General features: G+C 70.7%; 23 protein-coding genes. 8 read left to right on the plus strand and 15 right to left on the minus strand.

What is annotated here, in order from left to right:
• Positions 1-181 precede the first annotated feature (181 nt).
• Positions 182-535: a hypothetical protein gene (locus tag VLK66_RS21555; RefSeq protein ID WP_325311549.1), complete on the plus strand. Its 354-nt coding sequence runs from the start codon at positions 182-184 to the stop codon at positions 533-535.
• A gap of 20 nt (positions 536-555) precedes the next feature.
• On the opposite strand, the gene VLK66_RS21560 is transcribed toward VLK66_RS21555, so the two are convergent.
• From VLK66_RS21560 to VLK66_RS21570, 3 genes are all read right to left on the minus strand, one after another.
• On the minus strand, positions 556-1,311 hold the full coding sequence (locus tag VLK66_RS21560) for a glutamate racemase (RefSeq protein WP_325311550.1): 756 nt from the start codon (positions 1,309-1,311) through the stop codon (positions 556-558).
• Entirely contained in the window at positions 1,308-2,600 is a 1,293-nt protein-coding gene (locus tag VLK66_RS21565; RefSeq protein WP_325311551.1) for a class I SAM-dependent methyltransferase, read from the minus strand. Before VLK66_RS21565 ends, VLK66_RS21560 begins: the two co-directional genes overlap by 4 nt.
• Positions 2,601-3,001: 401 nt before the next feature.
• Positions 3,002-3,250 carry a hypothetical protein gene (locus VLK66_RS21570; RefSeq protein ID WP_325311552.1) on the minus strand — a complete coding sequence of 83 codons (249 nt, stop codon included), beginning with the start codon at positions 3,248-3,250 and terminating at the stop codon, positions 3,002-3,004.
• On the opposite strand from VLK66_RS21570, the gene VLK66_RS21575 reads away from it, so the two are divergent.
• Positions 3,240-3,641: a hypothetical protein gene (locus VLK66_RS21575; RefSeq protein ID WP_325311553.1), complete on the plus strand. Its 402-nt coding sequence runs from the start codon at positions 3,240-3,242 to the stop codon at positions 3,639-3,641. The two genes, VLK66_RS21570 and VLK66_RS21575, sit on opposite strands and share 11 nt — an antisense overlap.
• A gap of 657 nt (positions 3,642-4,298) precedes the next feature.
• Here the strand turns inward: VLK66_RS21575 and VLK66_RS21580 are convergent.
• From VLK66_RS21580 to VLK66_RS21620, 9 genes are all read right to left on the minus strand, one after another.
• Complete coding sequence (locus VLK66_RS21580; protein WP_325311554.1) at positions 4,299-5,267, minus strand: hypothetical protein; 969 nt, start codon at positions 5,265-5,267, stop codon at positions 4,299-4,301.
• A gap of 38 nt (positions 5,268-5,305) precedes the next feature.
• Positions 5,306-5,566 carry a hypothetical protein gene (locus tag VLK66_RS21585; protein ID WP_325311555.1) on the minus strand — a complete coding sequence of 87 codons (261 nt, stop codon included), beginning with the start codon at positions 5,564-5,566 and terminating at the stop codon, positions 5,306-5,308.
• Complete coding sequence (locus VLK66_RS21590; RefSeq protein WP_325311556.1) at positions 5,563-6,213, minus strand: hypothetical protein; 651 nt, start codon at positions 6,211-6,213, stop codon at positions 5,563-5,565. Before VLK66_RS21590 ends, VLK66_RS21585 begins: the two co-directional genes overlap by 4 nt.
• A 205-nt stretch (positions 6,214-6,418) precedes the next feature.
• Positions 6,419-8,047, minus strand: coding sequence for a M28 family peptidase (locus VLK66_RS21595; RefSeq protein ID WP_325311557.1), 1,629 nt, complete (start codon positions 8,045-8,047; stop codon positions 6,419-6,421).
• A 193-nt stretch (positions 8,048-8,240) separates the two neighbouring features.
• A complete protein-coding gene (locus VLK66_RS21600) occupies positions 8,241-8,681 on the minus strand; it encodes a DUF4186 domain-containing protein (protein ID WP_325311558.1) in 441 nt (146 codons plus the stop codon).
• A 7-nt stretch (positions 8,682-8,688) separates the two neighbouring features.
• Positions 8,689-9,177 carry a hypothetical protein gene (locus VLK66_RS21605; protein ID WP_325311559.1) on the minus strand — a complete coding sequence of 163 codons (489 nt, stop codon included), beginning with the start codon at positions 9,175-9,177 and terminating at the stop codon, positions 8,689-8,691.
• Positions 9,178-9,276: 99 nt separating this feature from the next.
• Complete coding sequence (locus tag VLK66_RS21610; protein ID WP_325311560.1) at positions 9,277-10,290, minus strand: DUF1028 domain-containing protein; 1,014 nt, start codon at positions 10,288-10,290, stop codon at positions 9,277-9,279.
• 91 nt (positions 10,291-10,381) lie between these two features.
• Complete coding sequence (locus VLK66_RS21615; protein WP_325311561.1) at positions 10,382-10,810, minus strand: hypothetical protein; 429 nt, start codon at positions 10,808-10,810, stop codon at positions 10,382-10,384.
• Positions 10,811-10,840: 30 nt separating this feature from the next.
• A complete protein-coding gene (locus VLK66_RS21620; protein ID WP_325311562.1) occupies positions 10,841-11,266 on the minus strand; it encodes a hypothetical protein in 426 nt (141 codons plus the stop codon).
• 146 nt (positions 11,267-11,412) lie between these two features.
• Between VLK66_RS21620 and VLK66_RS21625 the strand changes: the two genes are divergently transcribed.
• From VLK66_RS21625 to VLK66_RS21645, 5 genes are all read left to right on the plus strand, one after another.
• Positions 11,413-11,970, plus strand: coding sequence for a type 1 glutamine amidotransferase domain-containing protein (locus tag VLK66_RS21625; RefSeq protein ID WP_325311563.1), 558 nt, complete (start codon positions 11,413-11,415; stop codon positions 11,968-11,970).
• 164 nt (positions 11,971-12,134) lie between these two features.
• A complete protein-coding gene (locus tag VLK66_RS21630; protein ID WP_325311564.1) occupies positions 12,135-12,353 on the plus strand; it encodes a DUF3072 domain-containing protein in 219 nt (72 codons plus the stop codon).
• Between the two features lie 259 nt (positions 12,354-12,612).
• A complete protein-coding gene (locus VLK66_RS21635; protein ID WP_325311565.1) occupies positions 12,613-13,371 on the plus strand; it encodes a hypothetical protein in 759 nt (252 codons plus the stop codon).
• A 25-nt stretch (positions 13,372-13,396) separates the two neighbouring features.
• The gene (locus VLK66_RS21640; RefSeq protein WP_325311566.1) at positions 13,397-14,743 is read left to right on the plus strand and encodes a hypothetical protein; all 1,347 of its coding nucleotides are present in this window, start codon (positions 13,397-13,399) and stop codon (positions 14,741-14,743) included.
• Positions 14,744-15,194: 451 nt separating this feature from the next.
• On the plus strand, positions 15,195-15,386 hold the full coding sequence (locus VLK66_RS21645; protein ID WP_325311567.1) for a hypothetical protein: 192 nt from the start codon (positions 15,195-15,197) through the stop codon (positions 15,384-15,386).
• 83 nt (positions 15,387-15,469) lie between these two features.
• On the opposite strand, the gene VLK66_RS21650 is transcribed toward VLK66_RS21645, so the two are convergent.
• The 3 genes from VLK66_RS21650 to VLK66_RS21660 all read right to left on the minus strand — a co-directional run bounded on the left by VLK66_RS21650 (position 15,470) and on the right by VLK66_RS21660 (position 17,968).
• Positions 15,470-16,105 carry a hypothetical protein gene (locus tag VLK66_RS21650; protein WP_325311568.1) on the minus strand — a complete coding sequence of 212 codons (636 nt, stop codon included), beginning with the start codon at positions 16,103-16,105 and terminating at the stop codon, positions 15,470-15,472.
• A 224-nt stretch (positions 16,106-16,329) separates the two neighbouring features.
• A complete protein-coding gene (locus VLK66_RS21655) occupies positions 16,330-16,926 on the minus strand; it encodes a hypothetical protein (protein ID WP_325311569.1) in 597 nt (198 codons plus the stop codon).
• A gap of 439 nt (positions 16,927-17,365) precedes the next feature.
• The gene (locus VLK66_RS21660) at positions 17,366-17,968 is read right to left on the minus strand and encodes a hypothetical protein (RefSeq protein WP_325311570.1); all 603 of its coding nucleotides are present in this window, start codon (positions 17,966-17,968) and stop codon (positions 17,366-17,368) included.
• Positions 17,969-18,204: 236 nt separating this feature from the next.
• On the opposite strand from VLK66_RS21660, the gene VLK66_RS21665 reads away from it, so the two are divergent.
• Positions 18,205-18,672 (plus strand): efflux RND transporter permease subunit, encoded by a 468-nt coding sequence (locus VLK66_RS21665; protein ID WP_325311614.1) that lies wholly within the window; start codon positions 18,205-18,207, stop codon positions 18,670-18,672.
• Positions 18,673-19,170 lie beyond the last annotated feature (498 nt).

A 19,170-nucleotide genomic window follows, 5' to 3' on the forward strand; every position in this document is an offset into this window, starting at 1 on the left:
GGCGGACGAGGGTTCCGCCGGCCGTTTTGCTTCCCCCTATCGACAGAACGGCATCGGGCGATGCAGATGAATCGCGAAAAGGCGAGTGAACTCGCGGCTACAACGGCACGCAGTCCGCCTTCGCGGACTTCATCTCGGCGATGGTTCCGCACTCTCGCACCTTCGCACTTTCGCACCCCTGATGCCTCACGCCGCCGAGTTCACCTGCGCCGAATGCGGTGCCCTCGCGGGGCGCGTGGAGGTGGTTCCCTCCCCCACCGCGGGCCGCCACCGGCTGGTCCTCTCCATCTTCTTTTCCATGTGGCAGGAGATGCCGGAGGACGGCAGGTACGCCAGAGCCATCGCGGCGATCGACGCGCACGACGCGCGGACGCTGTGGCAGGGTTGGTTCGAGTGGGCGCCGTTCTTCTGCCCCGAGTGCGACGCGTGCTACTGCCGCGACCACTGGCGGATGGAGATGGATCTCGACGAAGGGTTCTTCGACTGCACCTGGGGCACCTGCCCGCGCGGCCACCGGCGGATGATCGAGGACTGAGCGAAGAGAAGAGCAGCGGTTCAGATGGTGATGGCTTCGACGGAGGGCAGGCCGACGCCGAAGGCCAGGCGTGCCGAGCGGCGCATGGCCTCCGGATCGCCGGTGGTGAGGAAGCGATGCGGGGCGCCGCCATCCGCCAGCGGCCACTCGCGCTCGACGTGCGCGAGCGTGGCGGCGGCGGGATCGAAGAGCGCGGCGGCGGGACAGCGCTCGGCCAGGAGCGGCGCGAGCGCGGGATAGTGCGTGCACGCCATCACCAGCACCTCCACCGCGCGCAGCGGCGCCAGGATGCGCGCCACGTCGCCGCGGACGTCAGGCGTATCGAGGCGGCCGGCCTCCACATGCGCGGAAAGCGGCTGCGCGATGCGCTGCCGGACGTGGTGCCCCGCGCCGCGCAGCGCCCGCCCGTACACGCCGCTCACCACGGTGCGCCGCCCGCCGATCACCCCGATCCGCGCCGGTGCCGCATCCGCGAGCGCGGCCACGGCGGGCGCGATCACCCCCGTCACCCGCATCCCGTCGCGCACGATCTTTAGGTCGCACAGCACCGTGCTGGCGGCGTTGCAGGCAACCACGGCGTGCGCGGCGCCGTGCATCTCCCCCACGTGGCGGAGGACGCGGTCCACGCGCGCGGCCAGCTCGCGGCGCGGCACCTTGCCGTACGGCGTGAATCCGGTGTCGGAGACGTAGACCACGGCGACACCGGGATGGCGCGCGGCGAACAGGCGGTAGAACCCCAGCCCGCCGATCCCCCAGTCCACCACGGCGAGCGTCACGGGTAGCTCTGCGGCGGCACGGTGCCGGGCTCCAGCGGGCCGCTGTCGAAGGCCAGCACGCGCGCGTTCCACCCCACGTTGATCATCTCCACCTTCCGCCCCGGGAAGCGGCTTTCCAGGTACCACTTCATCTCGTGCTCGGCGCGGATGGGGTTGTAGCGCAGCATGGTGGCCCAGCGCGGGTCCGTCACCAGCCGGCGCAGGCGCCGCGCGAACTCGGGGCGGCGCAGGCGCTGGGCGTAGCCGCGCCCCTTGCTGGCCAGCAGCCGCGGCGTCTCGCGCCAGCGCACCGGCGCCGTCACCATGTCGACCACCAGCAGCCGGCCGCCGGGGCGCAGCACGCGCCGGATCTCGTTCATCACCGGGTCCCAGTCCAGGTAGCGGAACGACAGGAGGCTGGTCACCACGTCGAACGAGGCGTCGGGGAACGGGAGCGTGGGGCCGTCCACGTGCACGAAGTCCAGGTGCGGCGCCCCCGCGGCCCGCCGCCGCGCTCGCTCGACCATCCCCGCGGACGCGTCCACACCGGTGCCGCGGGCGACGCGACGGCCCAGCTGCAGCAGGAGCGCGCCGTTGCCGCAGCCGATGTCCAGCACGCGCGCGGGCTCGCACGGAAAGCGGCTCTCCAGCCAGCGCCACTCGTCCTCGCGCACGGTGATGTCCTGGAACACGTCGTCGTACAGCTCCGCCACCGAGTCGTAGGTCGGGTCGCCCTCGGGGGGATGGGGATTGAAGCGCTTCATCTCCTCCGCGCGGCCGGTAACGTACTTCCCCAGCGAGCCGGCGATGCCGTGCGACTTCCGCCCCGGGCAGCCCAGGACGTACACCGGCGCGTCCCTGCGCAGCGTCATCCGCTCCCAGCGGAAGCGGTCGGGGCGGAGCGAGACGGTGGTGTACCAGTGGTAGCCCCACGCGGGAACGTTGAAGGTGCGCGCGAAGAACGGGGCGAACCAGCGCGCGGTGCGGCAGGCGTGGAAGTACGCGCGCGCCCCCGGCGCGAACGGGATGCGCAGCGTGCGCCACTCGTGCGGGCTGAACTGCTCGGGGACGGCGCGGGTGCGGAACATGGGCCCGTACATCCCGCTGTGCCCGATGAAGTGGAGCTCGTCGATCGGCTCCTCTTCCGCGGCGCGGAAGTGCGCGACGACGTCGGCCTTGCTCTCCACCGCGGCCGCGCGCACGGTGGCGCCCGGGTGCGCACGGCGCTTGTCTTCGGCCAGGGTGGCGGCGGCGCGCGCGAACTTGTCGCCGCCGTCGCGGTAGAGCGTGGTGTAAAGGATCAGGATCATCGGTGGGGGATGAAGATCGGGAAGGGCGATGCGGGCCGCGCGGGCGGGCGCCGGGGCCGTGGGGATGCAAAGCGATGCCACCGGAGGAGATGCGCGGAGATCCCGCGGATGGTGGCGGACGGCTGGCCCGAAGTATAACGCGCGCCCGGCCCGAATCAATCCGTTTGCGCGCCCGTCCCGGGCCGTGGACGCCCGATCACGGCCGATGAAATCCCACACGTCCGGCGAACCGTTCATCGCCAATAAAATCGTTCGCATCGCGGCCTCAATGGTTCGGCTCCCATATTGCGCGGAAACCGCAACGGGTTGCTGCAAGAGTGCACGCTGTAGCCTGCGAATCCGATGCACCGGGATCGACGGGCCCCACGACTCCGCGGAGCGGCGGGATCGGCCGGATATCGTCACGTCTGCGTCACAAAACACGCGTTCAAGATGCGGCGCATCTTTCCGGAACCTTTTGCAATGCTTCGTGTACCCACGCCCGCAAGCGACGCGATCGAGCGGACAATGTGCTGCCAGCCTCCGTTCACTGCCGCCCATCCGTTTGCCGGAACCTGTGTTGCGCCCGCTGCGCTTAAATAGCGCGTTACGAGCGCGGCATGCAGAAACTGCTTGCGCTTTTGCGCGGGGAACATCAAAATGAACACCATGTCCCTGACCATTCCCCTGAACGACAAGCAGGTCGACCTGCTGCGGAGCCTGTACCGGCAGACCGGGCCGGTGCTGGTCGACAACCTGGACGGCCGCGTGGTGCGGGCGCTGCGCTCGCGCGGGCTGGTGCAGGAGAAGGCGGGGTGGCTGTCGCTGACGGACTCCGGCAAGACCGAGTTCGAGAAGCTGCGCCGCCGCCGCGTGGTCAACCCGCACTCCGAGGTCTCCAACCCGCGCCACGCCCGCGCCGAAGCCATCATCCGCGCCGTCGAGGCGCTGGAGCTGGCCCTCCCCCGCGACGCCGAGCTGATGGTGGGCGACATGCCCGCCTACGCCGACGACGTGGTGCAGGGGCTGCGCGGATTCGCCCGGCAGCTGGTCCGAACCTGATCCAGACCGGCACAAACCGATGCGGACGATGCAACCAGCCTCGTCCGCATCTTCGCGTTTCCGCCGGGTCCCATCAAGGGTGATTCCTCGACTGTGACGTGATCCCGAGGCGCCGCCGGGGCCTTCACCCGAAAAAAGAAGGAGGACGAGACATGACCGCCGTCTCGCCCTCCTTCTTTTTTCGACCTCTCTCAAACTGCTGGGAGAGGTTGAACTCAGCTCTCGTCAGGCCTCATACCGGATCTGGCGATTACCTGTCATTCAAAGAGAGACGTCATCCTGAGTCGAACACCGCGCTTCGCGCGACCACGATGGTGAAAGGGGAGGCATCCTCCGGCGCTGGAACTGGCTTCCGAGCTGAACAGCCTCGCGCAGTTTGCGAGGCTTCCCGTAGTTGTTGCTGCGACTTCAGTCGCCGGTGAGGGGCTAGTCCGCGAACTTTCGATTCAGGCCGACCACACCGTCGGTGGCCCCGCACGGGATTGGTGCATCCGACCAACTCACGTGCTGCCACGCCCACAGATCCTTCGGCCTGCAAAGTGTTGTTCTGATGCGAGTTGCGGTGTGGTCGGCCTCAGGATGACGTCGGGCAGGTGCAGTGCGGATGCAGAAGCTGATCTCCCGGATTTGGTATCAGCCCACCATCCGCGATGAGTGCTACCTCGCCCCGAATCTCGTGTTGAAGATGGGGAGGAGGCGCAGGCCGCCGGGGTTGCTGCGCACGTAGTTCAGCAAGCCGATCTGCGCGCCGCGGATGTCGCGGGCGTAGTTGAAGATGCCGATGGTGATGCCGCGCTGCACCCCGCGCACGTCGTTCCACCCCGCCGCGGAGATCCCCCGCATCTCCGCCGAGCGCGCGTAGAGGGCGGCGGCGGTGATTCCCTCGAGGGTGTCGGCCACGACGGCCACGCCGGCGAGCGTGACGCCGCGCGCGATCCCCTTCGTGCGGTTCACCAGCCCCGCGGCGGTGATGCCGCGCACCTCGCCGTCCACGTACGAGAAGCCCGGGCTCACGCTGATCCCCGTCAGCCGGCCCTCGGTGATGGCGGCCAGCCCGGCCGAGGTGATGCCGTTCACGCCGCCCTCGGAGAGCGTCACCAGCCCCGCCGTGGCGATGCCGTCGATCCCGTGGTCGCCCACCGTGGCCAGCCCGCCGACCCCGATGCCGCGCAGCCGCTCCCGCGCGATCATCGCCAGGCCGCCGGCGCCGATCCCGTTCACCTCCGACGCCAGCACGCCCACGCCGCCCAGCGCCACGCCGTCGATCCGCCGCGCGCGCGGGGCCACGAGGCCCACCGCGGCGCCGGTGACCACCAGGTCGGGATTCCGCCTGGGAATCCAGAGCGTGAGGTTGAGCCCGTTCACGCGCTCCGCCTGGTGGTCCACGGTGTTGATGCGGACGCCGGTGACGCGGCGCGAGTTGCCGATGCTGATCCCCACGCCGCCCGCGGTGAGGTCGATCGCGCGGTGGCGGGCCGGCGGCTCGGCGGCGGTGTCGGCGAGGGCGCCGGGGAGCCGCGTCCGCGCCGAGTCGCGCGCGCCGGCGTCCTGCGCGCGCACGGGCGCCGCGGCGAGCGCGATCGCCACCGCGGCGGCGGCGAAGTGCATCCAGCGTGTCGGGATCATCGGGATGGGGATGAGGTGAAGACGGGCGCGGAGGGCGGTCACCCGTCCTCCGCGCTTCCGGTCCAGTCGGTCAGCCGGTGGACCAGCGCCCCGGCCTGCTCGCGCAGCTCCACGTCGGGGACGTGCTCGGCCGCCCGGGCCAGGTAGTGGATCAGCAGCCCGATCTCGCCCTGGGCCAGCTCTTCGGCGAAGAGGGCGGGATCCAGCCCCAGGTCGTGCGCGGCGGTGGTGACCGCGCGGATGCAGAGCTCCGCCAGGCCGCCGTCGGCCGCGCCGGGGCCGGTGAGCGCGTCGGTCACGGGCGCGCGGGCGGTGCCGCGGGAGGCGTCGCCGGGCGCGCGGGCGGCGCCGTGGGCGGAGCCGCCGGACGCTCGGACGGCTGAATGGCGGCGGCGGCGGCGCGGCGCTGGGCGGCGGCCTGGCGCATCCCCATCATCATCCCCTTCAGCTCCTCGGGAAGGCGCACCTTCCACCCGCCGCCGTCGCGGCGCAGGCTGAGCACCGTCACCTGGCTGAGCGTGTTCCCCTCGGCCTGCGCGGTCACGCGGTACACCACGTAGCTGGTGTCGCCCTGGTCCACGTGGCCGATGGCGGTGAAGCTGGCGGCCGCCAGCATCTCGCGCATCCCCGGCTGCGTGCCGATGGTGTTGGCCACGAAGCGCTGGTACACCTGCTGTGCCGGCAGCGCGCGCAGCTCGGCCGCCGAGGCGACGTTGAACACCTGCCGCAGGCCCGCCGTCGACGTGTCGCTGGCGATGACCTCGAGCACCGCCGCCTTCAGCGAATCCTGCTCGACCGGGTGGATGAGCGCGGCATTCCCCGCCCAGTCGGCCGCCTTCATGGTCTGCAGGTACTGCGTGGCCACCTGCTCGGGCGTGCCCTGCGCCACGACGGCGCACGGAATGGCCACCGCCAGCGCGGCCGTGGTGAGCATCAGCTTCTTCATCATGCCTCCGAGGGGACAGGGTACAGGGACAGGTTACAGGGAACAACGGCTTTCGCGCCGCCGCGCCCGCATCCAGTCCCCTTCCCTGCCCCATCCCGTTCAGGTGAAATCCACGTTCGCGCCCGAGCCCCGGGAGCGCCGAATCCGGAGGGGACGGGAGATGCGATCTCTTCCCTGTCCCCTGTCCCCTGTCCCCTGTCCCCTGCTACCGCCGCACCGAGGCGAACTCCGCGTCGGGATTCCACCGCGGCAGCACGTCGCCGTTCGCGATCTGCGTGGCGAAGTCCAGCACCAGCGACGAGAGCTGCACCGCGCCGGCCAGGTCGAAGTCCGCCCGGTACTGGTCCGACGGCTGGTGATAGCGGTGCGCGGTGTACTCGTCCTCCTGCCGCGCGCCCCACCCGGCCGGCTTCCCCTCCACCTCGTTCCCCGCGCCGATGGAGACGGCCGGGACGCCCGCCTTGGCGAAGGAGAAGTGGTCCGAGCGGTAGAAGTGGCCGCGCTCCGGGTGGTCGTCCGGCTCCACCCGCCAGCCGTGCAGCGCGGCGAGCCGCGAGAACATGGGCCCCAGCGTGGACTTGGTGTCGCCCAGCACGCGGAAGTCGCGCGTGGCGCCCAGCACGTTGCCGCCGTCCATGTTCAGGTTGGCGACGAGGTTGGCGATGGGGACGGTGGGATGCTGCGCGAACGATTCGGAGCCCAGCAGCCCGCTCTCCTCGGCGGTGACGAAGACGAAGAGGAGCGAGCGCTTCGGCGCGGGCCGCATGGCCGCCGCATGGGCGATGGCGAGCACGTCGGCGACGCCCGAGGCGTTGTCCGACGCGCCGTTGTAGATGGAGTCGCCGTCCACCGCGGGCCCGATCCCCAGGTGGTCCCAGTGCGCGCTGAGCGCCACGTACTGGTCGCGCAGCTGCGGGTCGCCGCCGCGGATGGTGCCCACCACGTTCTCGCTCTCCAGGTGCTGCACGCGGTTGCGGAAGCCCACGCTCAGCGTGATCCCGGTCGCCACCGGGCGGAAGCCGCGCGTGGCCGCCTGCTGGCGGAGGCGGGCGAGGTCCAGCCCGCCCTGCCGCAGCAGCGCGGTAGCGGCGCTGTCGGTGATCCAGCCGCGGAAGGCGAGCGGCGCGGGAAGCTGCGGGCTGCGCGGCAGCATGCGCTGCTCCTTGGCCCAGCTGCCGACCACCGTGTGCCACGGGTAGCCGGCCTGCTCGGTGGTGTGGACGATGAGCATTCCCGCGGCGCCGCGGCGCTCGGCCTCTTCGAACTTGTAGGTCCAGCGGCCGTAGTAGGTCATCGCCCGGCCGCCGAAGAGCGTGGCCTCGCTCGCCGGCGCGGGGGGATCGTTCACCAGCACCATCAGGATCTTGCCGCGCACGTCCACGTTCTTGAAGTCGTCCCAGCGGAACTCGGGCGCGGCGGCGCCGTAGCCGACGAAGACGATCTCCGCGTTCGCGCTGGCCTGCTCCGCCGCCGAGCCGGCCCACACCACCACGTCGTCGGGGTAGCGCAGCGTCCCCGTCGCCTTGCCGGAGGCGGTGACGCGGATGGTGGCCGGGTCGGCGCCCACGATATCGATGGGAACGCGCTGGAAGTACGTGCCGTTGTCGCCCGCGGGCTGCACGCCGTACGCGCGCAGCTGGCTGGCGATGTACTCGGTGGCCAGGCGGCCGCCGCGGGTGGCCGGCGCGCGCCCCTCCAGCAGGTCCGACGAGAGGAAGCGCAGGTGCGCGTCGATCTCGTTGGCGGTGATGGCGCCCGGCGCCTGGGCGCGCGCCGCGCCCGCGGCGAGCGCGAGGGCCGCCAGGGCGAGCAGGGATGTGCGTGTGGCTCGCATGTGCATGGGGGGTGATGGCGTGGATGCGCGCGTGCCCCCGCGCGCGGAGGCCGCAAAGCTAGTGCGAGAGTGCGAAAGTGCGAAAGTGCGTGAGTGCGTGAGTGCGGCAACGATGATTGGGAGTCCGCCTCGCCGCAGGGGTACGCGGCCCGAGCGGCGGGGGGAGGGCTCCGCGCGCCAGAGCCTCTCGCCGCTACACCCCCAACCCCAACTGATCGCTCGGTGGAGATTGGGATTCGCCGTCAGCCCCAGCCTCCTCCCCCGCCGGCGGCGGGGGCGCGGCGCGGTCCTGCTCGGCGATCCAGCGGGCGATGACGGAGACGACGTAGCGGCGCTCGTCCTCCGTCAGCTCGCGGCCCTTGGGGATGCGGTGCCACTTGGCCAGGCAGCCGCGGCAGCAGGTGCCGGTGGCGTGCTGCGCGAGGAAGACGGGGTGCCCGCGCATCGGCGTCTGCCTGCCGTCGTTGGGCGGCCCGGCGGGAGCGAGGCGCGCGGCGATCATCTCGTCGGCGTGGCGCAGGACCGTGTCCATGCCGCGGCGGCGCAGGTAGGACAGGTCGTCGCCGCGCAGGCGGAACCTGCGCCGGAAGGCGGAGCCCGCCAGCCGCGCGAAAACGTCGTCCAGATTACCCACCTGCGCGTCAGAACAGGGGATGAGCCCGGGCCCACTGCCGCACCGGCAGGGGATAAGCGCGCCTCGCCTGAAGCCGCGCCCAGCGCGCCACATTCAGAGACCGCACCGCGAACCACGCTGACAACAGGGTGAACGCCGCGGTTGCCGCCATCGCCGGCATCGAGGCGTCGACCAGGGTCGTCAGCTCCGCAGCGAGCAGGATCGAAAAAGCCAGCGCATAGGCGATCAGCACGCCAGCCGCGAGGTACACGTCCGCAGACATCAGCACAAAGAGCAGGATGCGCAGCTCGCGACGGCGCGCAAACAAACGGTGTGCCACCCGCCGCTCCTCGCGCAGTGCCTCGCGAGCCGCCGTGCAAAGCGCGCGGACAGGGGCGCTTGCCGCCAGCTTCGGAAGCCGCTGCACCGCCTTCGCGGCCAGGGCAGCGAGGCCGCCAACGCCGGCAGCGACGAGGGGGTGGTCAATCGTGATCAGGTGCTGAAGACTCGCGGTCATTCGAAACGTCCTTTCGCGGGATGGAGTAGGAACCGGCTCACCTTCTCCCATTGAATACCCCGGCTCCCGCTCCCCGTCCCCGGGATCGTTCCTCCAGATCTACCGGGCCGCCATCTCCCGCACCAAACGGTCGATGAGCGCGGGGTCGTTGGGGAGGAGGCCGGCGGCGGGGAGGCGGCGGACCAGGTCGGCCCACTTCGGCCAGACGGCGTACGCGCGGCGGAGATACGGGATCGCCTGGTCCGGCTTCCCCGCGCTGGCGAAGCTGATCCCCGTCCAGAACACCGCCTCGCCGTTGGTGGCCGAGTCGGGGAGGATGCTGGTGGCGCGGCCGTACGACGCCGCGGCGGCGTTCAGGTCGTTGCGCGTGACCGCCGCGTCGCCCTCGTTCAGCGAGCGGTAGACGCGGTTCAGCGTGACCAGACGGCGCAGCTCGCGAACCGGCTCGGGATTGTCCTCCACGCGCAGGTCCACGATGCGGTCCGCCCACGGCCGCCCGGTGCTGGTCCCCGCGACCACGATGATGGCGGCCGACTGGCGCCCGCGGATGTCGCCGCCCTCGCGCTGCGCGGCCTCGAGCGCCTGCAGCAGCCGCTCGGCCAGGTCGCCGCGCGCGCCCTCGTACGCCCGCGCCATCGCATCCCACACCGTGGGCCGGTCCATCAGGTTGGCCTCGGTGCTGTAGCCGCGCCCCACGTGGTTCCCCGCCGCCTGGATGTTGCGGCCGCCGGTCCACGCCGCCACGCGCCCCTGCGCGTCGATCATGGCCACCTGCCGCACCGCCGAGTCCGCGTCGGTGGAGATGAGCGCGCGGAGCGCCTCGGGGCCGCTGCGCCCCAGCCGCATCAATTCCAGCCCCAGCGGCCCGTACGACGGCTCCACGAAGCTCTGCGTCGCCACCGCGCCCACGCCCGCCTGGGCCCACGGCACCGTGGCGCCGACCGAGAACCAGTGCGACTGCACGGCGACCCCGATCTCCCCCGTCGCCGAGTCGCGCGCGACGATGGAGTAGGTGGCCACCGGGCGCAGCGGCCGCGTCCACGCGGGCGTCTGCGCGCGCGCCGCGAGCGGCGTCAGGGCGAGGAGGGCGAGGGAGAAGCGGATCGGGCGCATCGGTTCGCACGGGGAAAAAGGGTCGCGCGCCGGAGCGGAGGGCCCTGGCGCGCGAAAGGTAAGCGGCGGCGCGAGATGCGACCAGCGGCCCTCAGTCCGGCGGAGTGCGCGTCTGGAAGGCGCCGGAGACAGCGGCCCGCGGCTCCGCGCCCGAGCGCGAATACGGCACCCGTACGCGCCACGTCCCGAACCCCGTCACCCGCACGGAGTCGGTCACCGACGCGTCCGGCGCCACCTCCAGCGGCGGCTGCAGCACCGCCGGGCAGGCCAGGATGGGCTCCCCGAGCACCCAGCTCCCGTTCTCCAGCCGCTCCACCTGCGCGACGAAACGCGAGCCGCAGAGCGGGAGCTGAATGGTGGACGAGGTGGTGTTGGTGAGCGTGAAGCGCACCGTCACCGCCTCGTCCGGGCGGAAGACGGCGTAGGTGTCCTCCTCGGAAGCGACCCGCACGCCGCCGGAGGAGAACGGGTCGGAGCAGGCGGCCAGCAGGAGCACGGCGGCGGACAGGATCTTCTTCATCTCGTCCCTCGGGGAAGGCGGTGGGCCGGCTCAGCGCACCCGGAAGATGGGCGAGACACCGTAGCGCGCCGCCTGGAACCCCGGCGCGCCGTACTGCACGCGCAGCCGGTACGTTCCCGCCGGGCCGGGGGCGAACACCACCCCGCCGGCCGACGCGCCGGGGGCGACCTCGACGGGGGAGTAGATGGACGGGCAGAACGGGGGCGAGGTGGTCATCCACTCCCCGTCGTTCAGCAGCTGCAGCTCCGCGATGGCGCCGCTGCCGCACCAGAGAAGCGAGATGGGGCCGGAGGTGTGGTTGGCGACGGTGAAGGTGACGGGGACCTCGCCGATGGCGCCGCGGTCGTACTCGGAGCGGTCGGTGCGCACCATCACGTCGGTGGTGCCGGAGCCGGCCGGGTCGCCGGAGCAGGCGGCGAGGAGGAGGACGGCGGCGGCGGACAGAAGTCGCCTCATCGGATCCAGCTCACGGTGGGGTGAAGTCGGGTTCGACGTGGTTCAAACGTGCGGCGGAGGCGGTTCGTGACGCCCGCCCGGCCCGCGCCTTGCCTCGCCTCCGCACTTCGTGGCGATTGTCGAACGCTGAACAAGGAGACGGAAAGATGCCGGGACGGCTGCAGGGAAAGAAGGTGGCGATCCTGATCACCGACGGGTTCGAGCAGGTGGAGATGACCGAGCCGCGGAAGGCGCTGCAGGACGAGGGCGCCGAGACGGTGATCGTATCGCCGAAGGACGGCAGCGTGAAGGGGTGGCAGCACACCGACTGGGGCGACGAGTTCCCGGTGGACCGCCCGCTCTCCGGCGCGCGGGCGGACGACTTCGACGCGCTTCTCCTGCCCGGCGGGGTGATGAACCCCGACCACCTGCGGCAGGAGGCGGTGGAGTTCGTGCGCGACTTCTTCCAGGCGCACAAGCCGGTGGCCGCCATCTGCCACGGCCCGTGGATGCTGGCCGAGGCGGGCGTGGTGGAGGGGCGCAGGGTCACCTCGTTCCCGTCGATCCAGACGGACCTGAAGAACGCGGGCGCCGACTGGGTGGACCAGGAGGTGGTGACGGACCACGGCCTGGTCACCAGCCGCAAGCCGGACGACATCCCCGCCTTCAACCGAAAGATGGTGGAGGAGTTCGCCGAGGGCCGCCACGACCGCCAGCGCGCCTGAGGGAAAATCTCACGCAGGGAAGCGGAGGAGCCGGGAAGAAGCCTCGCCTCCTCCGCTTCTCCGCAATGCTTGGCGAAATCCATCTTCGGTTTTCATTTGGTATGGATCGTGCGTAAAGTCTTCTGCGAGAACGGGATAGAAGGGATTCTCACAGGAGTCGAACGATGACCGACAAGCGCACGGCCGAGCAGACCGAAGGCAACATGATCAAGGACCCGGACAACTGGGTCACGGGCGACGAGCCGATGACGGGCGCCCAGCGCTCGTATCTCCACACCCTCGCCGAAGAGGCGGGCGAGGAGATCGGCGACGACGAGCTGACCAAGGCCGAGGCGTCGAAGAAGATCGACGAGCTGCAGGAGAAGACGGGGCGCGGCGTCTGATCCGCGGGACGGCAGGAGTCGGCGGAGTCGGACGGAGGAAGTTCTCCGCTGACTCCGCCGGCTCCGTTCGGCCCCGCCTCTTCCGAATCCATCGCCCGGTTCGTCCACGCCGTGGCGCACGCGCCGAAACTGCTTATATTTACGCTCACGGAAGGGCATCCCCCGTTCTTCCAGCCAATCCAGAGTAGCTGCGCAACTTCTTCCGCCGCACCCTCGTAGTCCCGCTCGCCCGGGAAGCGCCCGGGCAAGGACCTCACGGATGGACTTCTATCTCTTCTCGCTCCTGCTGGGCTTCGCCGGGCTGCTGGTAATGGCCGTGAGCGGCGTGGCCGGAAACAGCGGGCACCACGGCGGCCACGCCAACGGCGGCGGCCACCTGCACGCGGGCGGCCACCACGGCGACGTGAACGTGCACGGCGTCGGCGGCCACGGCGTCACCACCGGCCACGCGGGCGCGCACGTGGGCGGCCACGACGCCGGCCACGCCATCGCGCACGGGCATGGCCACGGCCACGCGCAGCACCACGGCGACCACGCGCACGCGGGCGACGCCGGGAAGGCGCTGGGGACCTGGTTCCTCTCCTTCCTCTCCCCGCGCGTGCTGTTCAGCATCCTGGTCGGCCTGGGCGCCGCGGGGCTGCTGCTGGCGGCGTTCCTTCCCGAGCCGCTGCTGGCCGTGGCCGCGGTGGCGGGCGGGCTGGTGTTCGAGCTGTTCGCGGTGCGGCCGGTGTGGAACTTCTTCTTCCGCTTCGGCAGCGAGCCCGCGCTCACGCTGGAGAGCGCCATCACCGACACCGCCCTGGCCGTCACCGGCTTCAACCACGACGGCGAGGGGCTGGTGAAGATCGAGCTGGACGGGCAGATCGTGCAGGTGCTGGGACGGCTTTCCCCCGCGGACCGCGCGACCGGGATCCGCGTGCGCGCGGGAGACAGCCTGGTGGTGGAAGAAGTCGATCCCGTGCGGAACCGCTGCGTCGTTTCACTCCCCGTTTCGGCGGGGCAATCCAGCGGCGCCTGAGCGCGCCGCCCACCCCGGAGGACCGATGGACTCGAACCTGATCTGGACGGCCATCATCGTTCTGTTCGCCGTATTCGTGCTCATCCCCATGACGGTCAGCGCGTTCCTGCGCAACGTCGAGGCGGGCACCATCCGCCTGGTGAGCTGGCTCACGGGCCGCACCTTCATCTACCGCGGCCCCGGCAAGAGCAAGGAGGTGCCGCTCTTCACCACCGGCACCACCATCTCCAGCAAGGCCATCAACGTAGACCTGGACATCACCGACCAGACGGCCGACCTGGACGAGAACGGCGTGCCGCAGCCCATCAAGGTGCGCGTGCTGGCCAGCGCCATCGTGTCGGTGGGCGACAGCGACGCGATGATCAAGACGGCGGCCAACCGCTTCTTCCCCAAGCCGCAGGAAGAGCAGATCAACATCCTGATCGACCTGCTGAGCTCGTCGGGGCGCCGGGCCATCAACCTGCTGACGCACGACCAGCTGTTCTCGGCCAAGACGGCGCCGCGCATCTCGGCGGCCGCGCAGACGGCGCTGGCGGAGCGCGAGTCGCAGCACGTGGCGCTGGTGCAGACGCCCGCCCCCGGCAGCCCGCTGGAGGAGGACGACGACCCGCTGGCCATCATCATCCGCAAGGCGTGCAGCCGCGAGCTGACGGACCTGGGGCTCAGCTTCAACTCGCTGAACATCAAGGTGGTGCAGAGCGAGGTGGCCGAGGCGCGGCGCCGGCAGAGCGCGGCCGAGGCGCAGGCCAACTCCGACATCGTGGCGGCGCAGCAGGCGCGGCGCGCCAAGGACGCGGCGCTCGAGGCGGAGCGCAACATCAGCGACAAGCAGCGCGAGCTGGAGCAGACGCGCGCGGCCAACGCGGCGCTGATCGCGCAGGCCGAGGCCAAGAAGCAGGAGGCGCTGGCCACGCAGCGCATCGCCGAGCTCGAGGCCACGCAGATCGCGCAGGCCCGCGCCGACGCCGAGAAGGTGCGCATCGAGGCCGAGGCGGCCGCGCGCGCCGAGGCCATCCGCATCACCACCGTGGCGCAGGCCACCGCGGAGAGCATCCGCAAGGTGAACGAGGCCATCCAGCAGGGCGGCGAGGCGTACTTCCGCTACCGGCAGATCGAGATGCTGCCGGAGATCGCCCCGGCGATCGCCGAGGCGCTGTCGAACGCGCGCCTGGTGACGATCAGCGCCGGTGGCGGCGAGGGCGGCGCGCCGGACGCCACCGCGGGGAACATCACCAGCGTGATCCAGACGGTGCTGGCCGCGCAGCTGGTGTCCCGGACCGGCATTCTGGACGGCGAGCCGCAGGGGAGCGACGGCGCGCGACGCATCCCCGTCCCCGCCGTGACCCTGCCGGGCGGCCGCACCAACGGGTGATCGCGATCGGGATCCGGATGGATCGGGATCGGATCGGTGGATGAAGAGCCGGGGCGTCGCGCAGGTGCGGCGCCCCGGCTTTGCTTGCTCCGCCGCCGAATGGAATTCGGCGGCAACAACTGCACAAAGTCCCTGCGGGACTGCGGGCCGGCATCCCGGCTTTCCGAAAACATCTCCGCGCCACCAGTTCCCGCTCCCCCGCGGAGCGGGTGGAGGGAATACCGGGGTCGCGGTCCTGCGAAGATGCTTCGGAGGAGAGCAGATAGCGCCTGGCAGTCCCGCAGGGACTTTGTGCTGTTGTTGCCGTGGCTTCAGCCGCCCGGCCAGGGAGCGTGACCGCCGCACCGACCGCGCGGCTTCTGTCGGATGGCGGGCTGGCGCGGACGGATGGGCGCGGGTATCGTGGACGCGATCGCGGTGGCGCGCACGGAACCCACGGGAGCACAGGCAGATGGCGAGCGAGTACGAGAAGGGCGGCAGCAGCAGGGCGAAGAAGGCGATGCAGACGGCGGCGCTGCTGGCGGGCGCGGCGGGGCTGCTGATGTTCATCGTGGGCGTGAAGCGCCGCTACAGCATGGACGAGCAGTTCGAGCTCGACCCCAGGCCCCGCGGCCGCGGCAAGCCGGGCGGCGACGCGAAGTAGGCGTCAGCTTCGGAATGCCGGAGGCGAAGGGCCCGCGCTGAGGCGAGCGCGGGCCCTTCGTCATTCAGGCGCAGAGATGCGTTTCATTGCAGCCGCAGCTGGAGCTGCTGGATCTCGGAGGTGAGGCTGTCGTATCGCGCCTGGTCCGCCGCAGAGCCGTTCGTCTCCTGCGCGATCTGGTCGTCCAGCGAGCGGATCTGCGACCGGAGGTTCTTCGCCTGCGAGTCGGCCTGCACCAGCCTGTCCAGCACACCCGCGATCTCGCTCCGGAAATCCGAGCTGAGCAGCGCAAGAGCGCACGCGATGGCTACGACTTTCGACACGTCCTTCACGTCCTGGGAGAACTCGTTGTCGTCGCTCACCGCCATCCCCGCGGCGCCCATGCACGCAACCGCGATCTTGTGGTCCATCAGGTAGGCGGCCACGTCGTTGTTCAGCGTCTCCAGCTCGTTCGACAGCTCCGAGGAGCTGCCGCGGAGCGACTGGATCCGCTGCTGATGGCCGTTCAGGCTGGTGAAGATCAGGTTACGCGACTGGCCGAGCTCTTCCATCTGGGACTGTATGGCCGCGATCCGGGCCTGATGCTGTGCGATCTCCGCCTGGTGCGCGAGCTCGGCGGCGGACGATTGGCTGGAATCGGCCCGGAGCGACTCGGCGTCCTGCGGGGCGCACCCGCCCACGGCAATGAGGATCCCCGCGAGGATGACTGGTTTCAGCATGCGGCATTCTCCCGAACGGGATGATCATGAAGACCGAAAATGAACTGCGCGAGAGAAGAGTTGCGTAAAACGCGTGTGGGATCAAGCAAACATGTGATCCCGCCCTGCAGCGATGCGATACGACGACAGGCCCGCAGCGATGTGCGCGGGCCCTTCGTCATCCGTCCGATCCCTTCCCGTACTCTCGTACTTCCGCACTCTCGTACTCCGCGCGAAGCGCGGGCTCAGCTCACCCAGGTGGTGCGGCGCTGGACGATGCGCCAGCCGGCGGGGCCGCGCTCCAGCAGCACGATCTGCCCGTGCCCGCACAGCGCGCCGCAGTGCGAGCCGGTGACGATCACCGCGTGCCGGCGCTCGGCGTCGAAGCCGGGGCGCGACAGGGTGTGGAAGCTGGTCGCCGGCGCGTAGCGGCGCTGGAACTCGGCGTACTGCTCGCGCAGGTTGCCGTCGGGCGCGAAGACGGTGCGCGGCGCGAAGATGCGCAGCGTGGTGCCCGCGGGGATGGCGGCGGGGAGGAGCCACCCGGTGCCGTTCTTCTCGCGGTAGTCGGCGATGGCGCTCGCAGGGAACGCTGAGTCCAGCTCCACTACGAAGTTGCGGACCGCCTCCGCCTCCACGTGCGACACCGAGGTGCTGTCCGCGATGATGACGAACGGCTGCGCGGTGTCCGCCAGCACGCTGTCGATCACCGTCGCGTAGACGGCAAGCTCGTCGGCGTTCACGGGCGGCCCCGCGGGCGCGGGCGACGGCGCGGTTCCCGGGCACGCGGCCAGCACGAGCGCGGCGGGAAGCAGCGCGGCGATTCTCCTCTGCAGTCGCATCGGATCGTGGGGCGAGGGATGGAGATGGGGCGAATGGCGGCAGCGGCGAGCAAGACGAAGCTGATCCCGATGCATCGGCGTCCCTGCTACCGATCGATTCACAGGATACCATGCGCGACGCGGCGCCGCCAAGGACGGGGGGATGGGATGCGCTGATTCGGGCCGTCGAAGATCGAGTGAAATTCGGGGGATTCGGGAGTTTCGGGAGATGTGGGTCGCGAAAAATGCGAGTAAACTCGCGGCTACAACTGCACGCAGTCGCGCCTTCGCGGACTTCCCCGCCCCGCCGTCCACGCCAATGCCCATGCATCGCGATGGCGACGACGGATGCGGCGCACACCGGCGCCGATCACGCGACGAATCGAAGTCTGCGGAGACGGACTGTGTGCCTTTGTAGCCGCGAGTTCACTCGCATTTTCGCGCACCCAAACCGCATCTTCTACATCGGATACACCAGGCCGTGCGCGCGGTCGAACGCCAGCCCGCTCGGCTCCTCGCACCCCGCCAGCGGCCAGTGGCCCAGGCTGCGCAGCGTGCGCGCGTCGAACTCCTCGATCTCGCCCCGGTCCTCGATGTTCACCCACACGTGGCCCGCGCCGTCCAGCACCGCCGCCTCGGGTTTGCCGGCCAGCGCCACCGTTCCCGCCACGGCGGCGCGCGCGGCGTCGATCGCGGTGGCGTTGCCGCTGCCGCCGTTGAAGGTGAAGACGCGCCGCGTGGCGGGGTCGTACAGGATGGCGTCGGGGCCGCGGCCGGTGACCTGCACCGTTCCCCGCGGCGCGAGGGTGCGCAGGTCGAAGACGGTGACGGTGGAGTCGCGCCCGTTGCTGGTGAACCCGCGCCCCAGCTCCGGCGCCAGCGCGATCCCGTGCACGCCCGGGGTGTTCGGGATGTCACCCGCCAGCGAGTCGCGCCGCAGGTCCACCACCATCACGTGCGTGCCGCGGGAGACGAAGACGCGCCGCCCCGCCCCGTCCACCGTCAGGTAGTCCCATCCCCCCTCCCCCCGTGACCGTGCGGTGGAGGACGCGGTACGGGCCATCCGCGCGGACGGCCCGTACCGCGGCGGCGGACGCGCCGGCGAGCGCGAGGAGCAGCGCGAGCACCGCGGCTGAGCGGGCGGAGCGGCGAGTCATTTCGTCTTCCCGGTTTCGTGGGGATGGCGGCGGGGCGCCGCGCGGATGCAGGCGCCCCCGCGTGCGTGCAAGCTATCCGCGCTACCTTACCGCACGATAACCGCGCGCCACGAACCTTGCACGGCCGGACGTGATCGCGGTGATGGTGATCCAGTTCCGCTCGTTCGTGGAGCCGCTGATCATCACGCTGGCCGCGCCGCTCTCGTTCGTGGGGGCGATGGCGCTGCTGCTGGTCACCGGCACCCCGCTGAACGTTTCCAGCCTGATGGGGATGGTGCTGCTGGTGGGGCTGATCGTGAAGAACGGCATCATCCTGCTGGACTTCACCTACCACCGCATGAAGCACGACGGCGAGGCGCTGGGCGAGGCCATTCGCGTGGCCGCGCGCACCCGCCTGCGGCCCATCCTGATGACCACGCTCTGCATGCTCTTCGGCCTGCTGCCGCTGGCGCTGGGCGTGGGGGCGGGCGCCGAGCTGCAGCGGCCGCTGGCGCTGGCGGTGATCGGCGGGCTGGCGCTGTCCACCCCCATCACCCTGTTCCTGGTCCCCGCCTTCGTCGTCGCCATCCGCGGCCGCGGCTACCGCCTGGACGGCGCCGAGGCGCCCTGACGGCAGCGGGTGTCTCCCGTGGAGGGAACGGGAAGAACGGAGAATTGCCGCCCGTTCTCTGTTCCCTCCGTGTCACTGCTGCCATCGCATCCAGCAACCGCCCGAAACCTGCTAAGTGACGTCTTATCTGCTGGCGGCACGCGAAAAAGTGCGGCGGCTCAAGCGGGGGGCCGCCGGGGAGACGGGGAGAACGGTGAGCGGGAATAGAGCGGAAGCATTAACGACCTCGCGAAGGGGTGTTCAGCGCAACTAAGAGTCTGATTGAAATACGACGTTCACCCGTATCCCTGCCGCATGGGAGCGGTGTTGTACTCCCCGTGGTCTGGCGGGAATAGTGCGGCGTGCGCACCTTTTTGGCACGCCCTCTTGGCGCCTCAGGCACGCACAGAAGTTCACGGGGAGTAACATCATGCGCCATGCTCGCACAATCGCCTACGCATCCGTCGTTCTGGTCATCAGCGCGATCGCGTGTACGCAGTCGCCGACTGCAAGTGCTCG

Origin of the sequence: Longimicrobium sp., assembly GCF_035474595.1 — a bacterium.
Lineage (GTDB): Bacteria > Gemmatimonadota > Gemmatimonadetes > Longimicrobiales > Longimicrobiaceae > Longimicrobium.